At 70.9% G+C, this 8,144-nt stretch carries 10 protein-coding genes; 6 read left to right on the plus strand and 4 right to left on the minus strand.

The annotated features are described in order from the left end of the window. Positions 1-204: 204 nt before the first annotated feature. Complete coding sequence (locus FV226_RS08775) at positions 205-1,602, minus strand: TAXI family TRAP transporter solute-binding subunit (protein ID WP_147762607.1); 1,398 nt, start codon at positions 1,600-1,602, stop codon at positions 205-207. Between the two features lie 724 nt (positions 1,603-2,326). On the opposite strand from FV226_RS08775, the gene FV226_RS08785 reads away from it, so the two are divergent. The 3 genes from FV226_RS08785 to FV226_RS08790 are packed head-to-tail and all read left to right on the plus strand — an operon-like array spanning position 2,327 to position 3,186. Beyond that, complete coding sequence (locus FV226_RS08785; protein ID WP_147762609.1) at positions 2,327-2,533, plus strand: hypothetical protein; 207 nt, start codon at positions 2,327-2,329, stop codon at positions 2,531-2,533. A 56-nt stretch (positions 2,534-2,589) separates the two neighbouring features. Then, complete coding sequence (locus tag FV226_RS27920; protein WP_187273766.1) at positions 2,590-2,754, plus strand: hypothetical protein; 165 nt, start codon at positions 2,590-2,592, stop codon at positions 2,752-2,754. Between the two features lie 45 nt (positions 2,755-2,799). Continuing rightward, positions 2,800-3,186: a hypothetical protein gene (locus FV226_RS08790; RefSeq protein ID WP_147762610.1), complete on the plus strand. Its 387-nt coding sequence runs from the start codon at positions 2,800-2,802 to the stop codon at positions 3,184-3,186. A gap of 70 nt (positions 3,187-3,256) precedes the next feature. On the opposite strand, the gene FV226_RS08795 is transcribed toward FV226_RS08790, so the two are convergent. Continuing rightward, positions 3,257-5,431, minus strand: a complete 2,175-nt coding sequence (locus FV226_RS08795; RefSeq protein ID WP_147762611.1) for a hypothetical protein — start codon at positions 5,429-5,431, stop codon at positions 3,257-3,259. Between the two features lie 210 nt (positions 5,432-5,641). Here FV226_RS08795 and FV226_RS08800 point away from each other — a divergent pair, with 210 nt between their 5' ends. Further along, positions 5,642-5,926, plus strand: coding sequence for a hypothetical protein (locus tag FV226_RS08800; RefSeq protein ID WP_147762612.1), 285 nt, complete (start codon positions 5,642-5,644; stop codon positions 5,924-5,926). Positions 5,927-6,374: 448 nt separating this feature from the next. Here FV226_RS08800 and FV226_RS28935 read toward each other — a convergent pair whose 3' ends face one another. Continuing rightward, complete coding sequence (locus tag FV226_RS28935) at positions 6,375-6,500, minus strand: hypothetical protein (RefSeq protein WP_210246504.1); 126 nt, start codon at positions 6,498-6,500, stop codon at positions 6,375-6,377. A 402-nt stretch (positions 6,501-6,902) separates the two neighbouring features. On the opposite strand from FV226_RS28935, the gene FV226_RS08805 reads away from it, so the two are divergent. Further along, positions 6,903-7,178 carry a hypothetical protein gene (locus tag FV226_RS08805; protein WP_238272811.1) on the plus strand — a complete coding sequence of 92 codons (276 nt, stop codon included), beginning with the start codon at positions 6,903-6,905 and terminating at the stop codon, positions 7,176-7,178. Between the two features lie 84 nt (positions 7,179-7,262). Here the strand turns inward: FV226_RS08805 and FV226_RS08810 are convergent, their stop codons facing one another. Beyond that, positions 7,263-7,472 (minus strand): cold-shock protein, encoded by a 210-nt coding sequence (locus tag FV226_RS08810; RefSeq protein WP_147753300.1) that lies wholly within the window; start codon positions 7,470-7,472, stop codon positions 7,263-7,265. A 479-nt stretch (positions 7,473-7,951) separates the two neighbouring features. Here FV226_RS08810 and FV226_RS08820 point away from each other — a divergent pair. Continuing rightward, positions 7,952-8,144: transposase (locus FV226_RS08820; RefSeq protein WP_147762613.1), on the plus strand; the 193-nt coding region annotated here is incomplete at its 3' end.

Below are 8,144 nucleotides of genomic sequence, written 5' to 3' on the forward strand. Positions count from 1 at the left end.
GAAGAGAAGGGGCGAAGGAAAAGCGGAGTCCGGCGCGTCGGCGCGCCGGTCGTGGCTCGGTCCGGCGTCAGGCCGGCCTGGCGTTCGGCTGCGTCGAGGGATCAGCTTGGCTCGTCGGGCATCCTGTTTCCCGGTTCGAGGCCGGACGCGGGCGTCCGAGGTTCCGCAATCAGCCCGCCGCGTCGGATGCGGCGCCCATCGAGGTCATGCGCTGGTGGAGGTCATGCGCCCGGCGAGGTCCGGCTCCTCGCCCGGCGGCTCCCCGGCGGCGATGGTCCGCTTGACCGTCGAGCGGGCCGCGTCGATGGCGATGGCCGCCGCCGACATGGTCCTGGCTTCCGTCGGCCGCTCGAGCGCATGCTTGGCGATGTCGCCGGCCAGGTCGTCGATCTCGCGGGCGAGGATTTCCAGGCGTCGCGCGGGCGCGCCGTCCTGGGCCTCGCGGCGGATCTCCAGCAGCCGGTCGGTGGCCTCCTCGACGCGCTCGCGCCGGATGCGCGACAGGCGCTGCCCGACCCACGCCACCGCCGAGCCGATGCCGCCGCCGAGGAATGCGACGAGGTAGATCCAGGTCTCGTAGCGCTCGATGAAGCTCTGCTGCTCGCGCTCGAAATAGTCGACCGCGCCCGGATGGATCGGGAGCCGCGCGCTGGTGGCGGCCGCGGTGCTGTCGTAGCTCGGCGCCTGCAGGTAGTCCGCGGCCGGGGCCACGTTCGCCATGCCGCTGCGCAGCTCGAACAGGTGCTGGGTCACGTCGGCGGCCACCGCGCGGGACAGGTTCGCCCGCGCCATCAGCCGGTAGGAGGCGCCGACGGTGACCACGTCCTCGGCGGGGACCTGCGGGCTGCCGCCGAAGGTCTCGGCGGGCATGGTGACCGCCTGGAGCCGCGGCAGGCGGGCGACGATGGCGGCGGCGTTCGCGACCGCGACGAAGGCGACCTTCCGGTTCTTGCTGACGCCCTGCACGATGCCGATGATGCGTTGCGCCGCCGGGGCCGTCGGCGAGATCACGGAGATCACCGCGTCCACGCGTCGCCGGGCGAAGGCCGAGGTCAGGTCGGCCTCGGGCATCTCCACCAGGGCGACGTGCCGCGGCGGCACCGGCCCCTCGGGATCGTGGTCGAGCAGCGTCAGGCCGTAATGCTCGACCATCGCCTTGATCAGGTCCTGGTCCGCGTCGCGGTGGGCGAGGATGGCGAGGCGCTTGCGGTCGAGATCCGGGAAACTCTTCAAGCCCGACGCCTCGGGCGAGGCGATGATCATCGCCTGGTCGCGCAGGATCGCCAGCGTCAGGCCGTTGTCGGGGAGGTCGACGTCGGGGCGCACCACCGCGAGGTCGGCCCGGCCGTCCTGGAGCGCCGCCGCGCTGTCGCGCACGTCATCGAAGGCCAGGATCTTGAGGCGGATCTCCTTGTGCCGCCGGGCGAGCGCGTCGGCGTAGGCCCGGATCACGGCCGGCTCCGTGCCGTCGCTGGGCGCCACGGCGATGGTCAGCACCGTGGCGCGCGACACCCAGTAGGCCGCCGCCGCCCCGAGCCCGAGCACCACCGCGAGGGCGAGGAACGCGAATTCGCGGCGCAGCGCCAAGGCGGCGACGCTCATCGGAGGCGACTTGGGCGGCAAGCTTGCCGAGAACTCGGGCGGACGACCAGCACCTTCGACCGCCCTCCCTGCCGCGTGGATCACGCCGGCCCGAAACAAGCACCGCCCGAAGACGGTTCCAGCGAAAGCAGGACGGCTGCCCGTGCATCCCCTCGCCCCGCGTGCGGGGAGAGGGCTTTGCCGACCTCGTCGTCGGCAAAGCGAGGCGGCAGCCGACGGTGAGGGGGCGCGAACGGAGGAGCCTCATCCGTCGGCCCCCCCTCACCGCCGCTTCGGTTTCGCCTCCGCTTCCCGGCTGCACGACGGGGTGCAGCCGGGCCTCTCCCCGCCCGGGGGGAGAGGGGGAACCCGCGGGTCGTCCGAGGCCGTGGCCGGCTGCGTGGATACGATGGCGGCCGAGGGACTGTCGTGACGGATGTTCGCCGTTTGTAGCCCACGCGATCACGCGAGGACGACGCATGCTTCGCCGCGCTTTACCAAATAAAGTTTCATCAAAATGATACGTCTGCATCATTGAGTGGACCTGGCGCGTACATATCTCTCGGTCATCGCCAGACCCTTGAAGGTCATCCCTCCAAGGTCATGGCGGAAGACTTTCCAAGTTATGTCGGACCCGATGAGACCCCCGCTCGGGTCCGGCATGGCCGCAGGGCCGGGCGTGCCGCCTTCGGTGCACGCTCGGCCCGTAGGCCGTCCCGACCAGCTCGCAGGAAGGATCCCAAGAGTGGCCAACCCCGGCATGCCCGATCCGAGCCCCGGCGGCGACGCGCCGTCCGAGCCGCCGCCGCGTCCGTTCCCCGGCGAGCGTCCGCTCGGGCCGGACGAGCCGTCCGCGCCCTTCGAGGAGCCCGCCTCCGACGTCCCGCTCGGACCCGTCATCGATCCCGAGCCTCTGCCCGGCGAGCCGGCGGTTCCGGGAATCCGCGCCTGAGCGCGGGCCTGCAGGCCTACGAGGCGCAGGCCAACGCGGAGGCCGTCGAATCGGGCATGGCCCGCGGCGGACTCATGGCGACCCTCGGCGGCCTGCGCCTGACGACCTTCATCCCGCCCCGTGCCGGCGAGCCGATCGCGGACTACGCCGCCCGCGCCACGGGCGAACTCATGGTCCGCTATCTGGCTCAAGATGCGGACGACACCGAGCCGCCCGCTTGACGGGCCGGCCTTGAAGAGGAGCCCATGTCACCGTTTTCGACGTCCTTGTCGTCCATCTCCCCCGTGTTCACCGCGAACCTCGCCGCGCTGGCCCTGACCGTGGCCTGTGCCGCAATCGCTCCGGCCGCCGCCGCCGAGCCCGGCTTCGACGGGCGCTGGTCCGTCTCCGCCACCGTCGAGGATGGCGGCTGCACCGGCCCCTACCGCTATCCCATCGTCATCCGCGCCGGCGTCGTCGACGACGACGGCGGCAGCGGGGCCGACGCCTCGGGCCGCGTCGGAGAGGACGGGCGCATCGTCGGTTCGATCAAGAGCGGGCTCGCCAGCATCGCCGTCGAGGGGCAGCTCCGGGCGTCGGCCGGTTCGGGGCGCTGGACGCTCGCCGGCCCGATCGCCTGCTCGGGCCGCTGGACGGCGAGCAAAGCGGGCTGACGCACAAGGCGGGCCGGCGCAGGGGGGCGTCGAGCCGGTAGCGCCACCCGCACGATAGCCGGGCGAGCGTCTAGCGCCCCGGCACGTCCTGGTGGTCGCTCATCGCGGCGGGCGCGTCGGTGATGTCGTCCATCACGAGCTGGTTCAGGGCGCAGATGAACGACGACAGGCGATAGCCGTCGTGGCGCGACAGCGCGTTGTCGAAGGCGCGGACGTTCCAGAACGGGTCGTTGGGCCGGGTGATCGGCGCGATGCCGGTCAGCTGGAGGCCGTGCAGGAAGCGCGCGGCCGGCCCGTTCTCGTGCGGCAAGCTCTCGTTCGGACCACCGGGCGCGAGGTCGGCGCTGTCCCAGAAGTTGCCGCGCCGGTCGGCGCGCGCCAGCCGCGCGCGGGTCAGCCAACGGTCCGAGCGCGGGCAGTCGATCGCCGCGTCGGCGAGCGTCGCGTAGGGGTGGTGCCGCTCGAGCCCGGGCGCGTCGAGGCCCATCAGCTCGTGGGTGGTGCCGAAGGGGGCCGCCGAAGGCTGGGCGTCGGCGAGCACCCCGGCCGCCGGGCGCGGCGGGTCCAGGTTGCCGATGGTGTGCGAATCCTCCCGCGCGGTGTTCTGGAACGGGAAGGTTGCGGCGAGCAGCGACAGGGTCCGCACCGGCAGCGTCGCCAGCCCCGCGCCGAGGCCGACGGGGGCGGCCGGCGTGCAGGTCTCGCCGCGGGGCGGGCGGCCCTCGAACCGCGCCGCCACCCGGTCGAGGAAGCCGGCGGCCGGGCGGAAGTCGAACTTGAAGGTCGGGAACAGGTTGTGCGTCGCCCAATCGTAGTCGACGCCGGCATCGAACATGCGGTCGGTGGCGGCGAGCCGGCTCCGGATGCGCTTGCGGGCGGCGGCAAAGCCGTCCGCGACGTCGAGGCCGATCCAGGCGCAGTCGCCGGGCCGTAGCCCGCCCGCCGGGAAGGCCAGCGCCGCGGTGACCGACATCAGCACGGGCCGCTGGTCGGCGGGGAAGTAGCCGTCGTCGCGCACGACCTCGGAGGCCGGCGTGTGCGCGTCGGCGTGGTCGGCGAGGTGGGACCAGACCTCGCGCTGGATCGCGGTCCACTTGCTCGCCTCGGAGGCCGGGTTGATCAGGACCACGAGGTTGCCGAGCACCGGCGGCAGCGCCTCGCCGAAGCGGTGGCGGCGCACCGCCTTGACGACGTCGTCCTGCAGCCCGGTGGCGAGCATGTTGCCGCCGAGGCTGTGCCCGGCCACGATCAGCTTGTTGTGCGCGCCCGGCGAGCTGAGCGTCGTCTCGATCGTGCGCAGCGCCGAGATCGCCCCGGGGGCGATCGCCTCGCTCACGGGCTTGCGGTCGAACAGGGTGGCCCCGGCCGACAGGCCGCCGAAGAAGCCGCCGACCGCGTCGCCGAACCAGGTCCGCAGGCCGCGCTCGTCCACGCGGGCGCCGCGCCAGCCGACGTAGATCGCCGTCACGTCCATGTCGCAGACGCTCGGGTCGTCCGGGCAGCGCTGCGCCAGGAAGCGCGCGGCGTGGGCCGCGTAGAGGCGCAGGTCCGCGACGTTGCCGTCGCCGATCCGCGCGTCGTGGCGCCAGCCGTGGACGAAGGCGATCACGTAGTGCGAGCCGTGCGCGAGGTGCTTCTTCAGGGCGTCGAGCTGGGTGATCACCGGCTTGACCATGGTGGCCGGCATGCCCTTGGCCCGCATCTCGTCGTCCATGGCGTGGCGGAGCATCGCGCTGTCGACGGCCGCGTCGCCGGCCCCTTCTCGGGAGACCAGCGCGTAGGGCTCGCCGTCCTCCTGGAACTCGATGAAGCCGAGATGGTAGGCGAGGTCGCGTCCGCCCGGCGCGCGGGCGGGGACGACGTGGCGCTGCAGCGCGCAGCGCAGGCGCGTCCCCCATCGCGCATCCGCCGCGACGACGGCGCCCTCGTCGTTGCTGGCGTCGACCCAGCCGTCGCCGTCGGACGGAATCGCCGTCTGCAGGGTCTCGCGCCCGGTGTCGGCCAGGATCGTCCAGCCCCGGGCGAGACCGTCGCGGCATTCGGCGACGTTCGGGTCGAGGTCGCGATAGGCGCGCGCCTTGTCCGTGGAGAGCACGACGTAGTTCAGGAACAGGATGCCGAGGGCGGCGAGCGCCGACGCGGCGGCGACGCGGGACGCCGTGCGCAACGCGCCGACGGCCCAGCGCCCGAGCCGGACGACGACGCCTGCGGCGACGTGCGAGGACGCAGCCCGCCGCGCGCTCATCGCGCCGGGGTTCCGGCCGGATACGCCTCCGAGGGGCGCCGCATCGGAGACGATGTCATCGAAAACCCACTTCGAAACCCCTGATCCCCATGCCGATCTTTCGGTCGCCGTCCACCCTCGGTTACGGTGCCGGCGCGGCACGATCCGGTTTCGGTAACCGCACGGCCCGGGCCCGCGAAAGCGCGTCGATCGAACCGGGAGTGATCCATCATGATGCGCGCGATTCTACCAGCCGTCGCCCTCCTCGCCGGCACGGGGGTGGCCACGGCGTCGCTGTCGAGTCTCGTCGGCGCCTGGGGCCACGACTTCGCTGTGACGCCGTTCGAGCCGATGCAGCTCATGGTCGCGATGGCGACCGACAAGGCCACCGGCAAGTCGTTCAACGTGATCAGGATGCCGGACGGCCACGTGATGGCGGTCGTGCCGTTCGACCAGATGCCGATGATGCCGGAGGTCGACCCCAAGAGCCTGATGCCGATGAAGGGCGGGCGATGAAGGGTGGCCGATGAGCGATCCCCGCCGACCCGCGCCGATGAACGGCAGAGGCCGCCCGCCGGGCTCCGCGGGCGGCGATCCCGCGCGTGGCCGGCATCGTCGTCGGAGACCCCCGCCAGGGTCGAGCCGAGCGGGATCCTCGCCGTCCTCGTCGGCGCGGCGAGCACCGCTCAAGCCCGCGCTCTCGCACCGATGCCGGCGCCCGCGCTCCGGAGCCTTCCGATTTTACGCAGCGTCACCTCGCTCGGCACCACGAAGCCTGCCGGCGACCCCACGATGCAAGCGGCGGCACCAAGCCGAGCCGCGCTGCGGAAAGCCGCCGAAACGCCGCCGCCACTGCTCGCTCACTTCGACAGCCCGGGACCCGCCGCCGCCCGGAAGCGTCGGAAGCGCATCCCCGTTCTGCGCCGTGCTCGTCGTATCGATCTGGCCGCCCAGGCTCAGAGGGTCACCCGCGCCCTGGTTGAAGCCCAGCACGATGTCCCGCGCCGCCGACCAGGATGTTGTTGCCGAGGCCGCCGACGAGGATGTTGTCGCCCATGCCGCCGTGGAGCCCGTCGTCGGCTTCGTCCACCGCGTCGCTTTGGTCGGACCGCTGTCGCAATGAATGGCTTGCGAGAGCTTCCTCCGTGATCTCTGGATCACGGAGGAAGCTCTAACCTACAGGGTGGTCGCATTTTCTTCACGCCAGCCGGCATCCACCGCGGTCGAAAATGCTCTAGAAGCTGGCTGACGTGATCCTCGATCCGATCGATGACCATTCATGCACCGCATCGCGGCCCGGAACGATTTGAACCCGAAGCGCCTTCCGACCAAGCCGAACGCAGGTGCCCTCGTGCCAGGCCGATCGTGCGGACAGTGCACGGCTTGCTGCCAAGTTCTTGCGATCGAGGTTCTGGCTAAACCCGCTGGCGTCCTGTGTCGGCATAGCACCGGCACGGCGTGCGGGACCTATCGGGATCGCCCCGAGGTGTGCATGCGGTGGTACTGCCTCTGGCGCAAGATCGGCGCGCTCCCGGATGAACTGAGACCCGATCGATCAGGGGTGGTCTTCGCGATCGAGAGCCGTGCGCCTTGCGCGGATGTCCTCGACGGGGCCTGCGTCGTCGGCCGCGCCGTGGATGGAGAGGGTGCCCTGGGCAGCGCGGAAGCGACCGAAGCGTTCGCCATGTTCGTCCGTGAGGGGTCGTTCCCGGTGTGGAAGGTGTCCAACCAAGAGGCGACCCTCATGCGCCCCGGCGACCGCACTTAAAGTCCGGTACCGTCGGGGCGCTTCCTCTGCCGAAAGCAGGCTTTTCAGGTGATCTGACCATCTCCCGAAGGAGACGGCACCGCCTCAGGCCGACTGCAGATTGCCGGCGGACAGCTTGCCGCTGCGCTTGTCGGTCTCTTCCTCGTAGGAGAGCTTCTGGCCCTCGATCAGGTTGCGCATGCCGGCGCGCTCGACCGCCGAGATGTGGACGAACACGTCCTTGCCGCCGTCATCCGGCTGGATGAAGCCGTAACCCTTGGTCTCGTTGAACCACTTCACGGTACCGATGCTCATAGACAATTCCTAGACGTCTTGGGCGCACCAAAGCGGCGCACTCACACGCCAAACGAATGATCCCGACGCGACGTTCCGCACAAAGTCGCCCGCTAAGGCGGGGCCGGAGGGCGGTCGGCGTCGCCGAGATCCACGTCGAGGCAGGGGAAGGTCCGGTTGGCGATGGTCTTGGCGAGCACTCAGGTCTTGAGGGCCGGCCAGAGCACGTCCCCGCTCGGATCGCCCGCAGAGCGTCCAAGCGCCGGGAGCACGGCCAGGCTGATCAGGAGCGGCAGGATGCGACGCATGGTGTCCACGCCGACGGGGCGCAAAGGCCGGAGCGATAAACCGCTACGAACGCACGTCTGATGGTCAAACAGTCGACCTGACGATTGAAAAAACGGTCGACATCACCCGATTGTACCGTGCGTCCCCGTGGTCAGCCCCCATTGAAGTGGTCCGCCCTTTGGTATGGCTTTTGAGCCTGGAGGACGGACGAGATGGCAAAGCACCCGAAGCCCGAGGAGATCGTCACGAAGCTACGTCAGGCGGACGTTCTGATCTCCCAGGGCCAGAGCGTGGCCGATGCAATCCGCGCGCTCGGTGTGAGTTCGGTGACGTACTACCGGTGGCGGCGTGAGTTTGGCGGCCTGAAGTCGGATCAAGTTCGACGGATGAAGAGTCTTGAGACCG

Origin of the sequence: Methylobacterium sp. WL12, from assembly GCF_008039475.1 — a bacterium.
In the GTDB taxonomy this organism is placed as follows: domain Bacteria; phylum Pseudomonadota; class Alphaproteobacteria; order Rhizobiales; family Beijerinckiaceae; genus Methylobacterium; species Methylobacterium cerastii.

Excerpts from the sequence above, each read along its gene's own strand:
- FV226_RS08810 (WP_147753300.1), bottom strand. The coding sequence starts at position 7,472 with ATGAGCATCGGTACCGTGAAGTGGTTCAACGAGACCAAGGGTTACGGC.
- FV226_RS08805 (WP_238272811.1), top strand. The coding sequence starts at position 6,903 with ATGCGGTGGTACTGCCTCTGGCGCAAGATCGGCGCGCTCCCGGATGAA.
- FV226_RS08775 (WP_147762607.1), bottom strand. The coding sequence starts at position 1,602 with ATGAGCGTCGCCGCCTTGGCGCTGCGCCGCGAATTCGCGTTCCTCGCC.
- FV226_RS08800 (WP_147762612.1), top strand. The coding sequence starts at position 5,642 with ATGATGCGCGCGATTCTACCAGCCGTCGCCCTCCTCGCCGGCACGGGG.
- FV226_RS27920 (WP_187273766.1), top strand. The coding sequence starts at position 2,590 with ATGGCCCGCGGCGGACTCATGGCGACCCTCGGCGGCCTGCGCCTGACG.
- FV226_RS08795 (WP_147762611.1), bottom strand. The coding sequence starts at position 5,431 with ATGAGCGCGCGGCGGGCTGCGTCCTCGCACGTCGCCGCAGGCGTCGTC.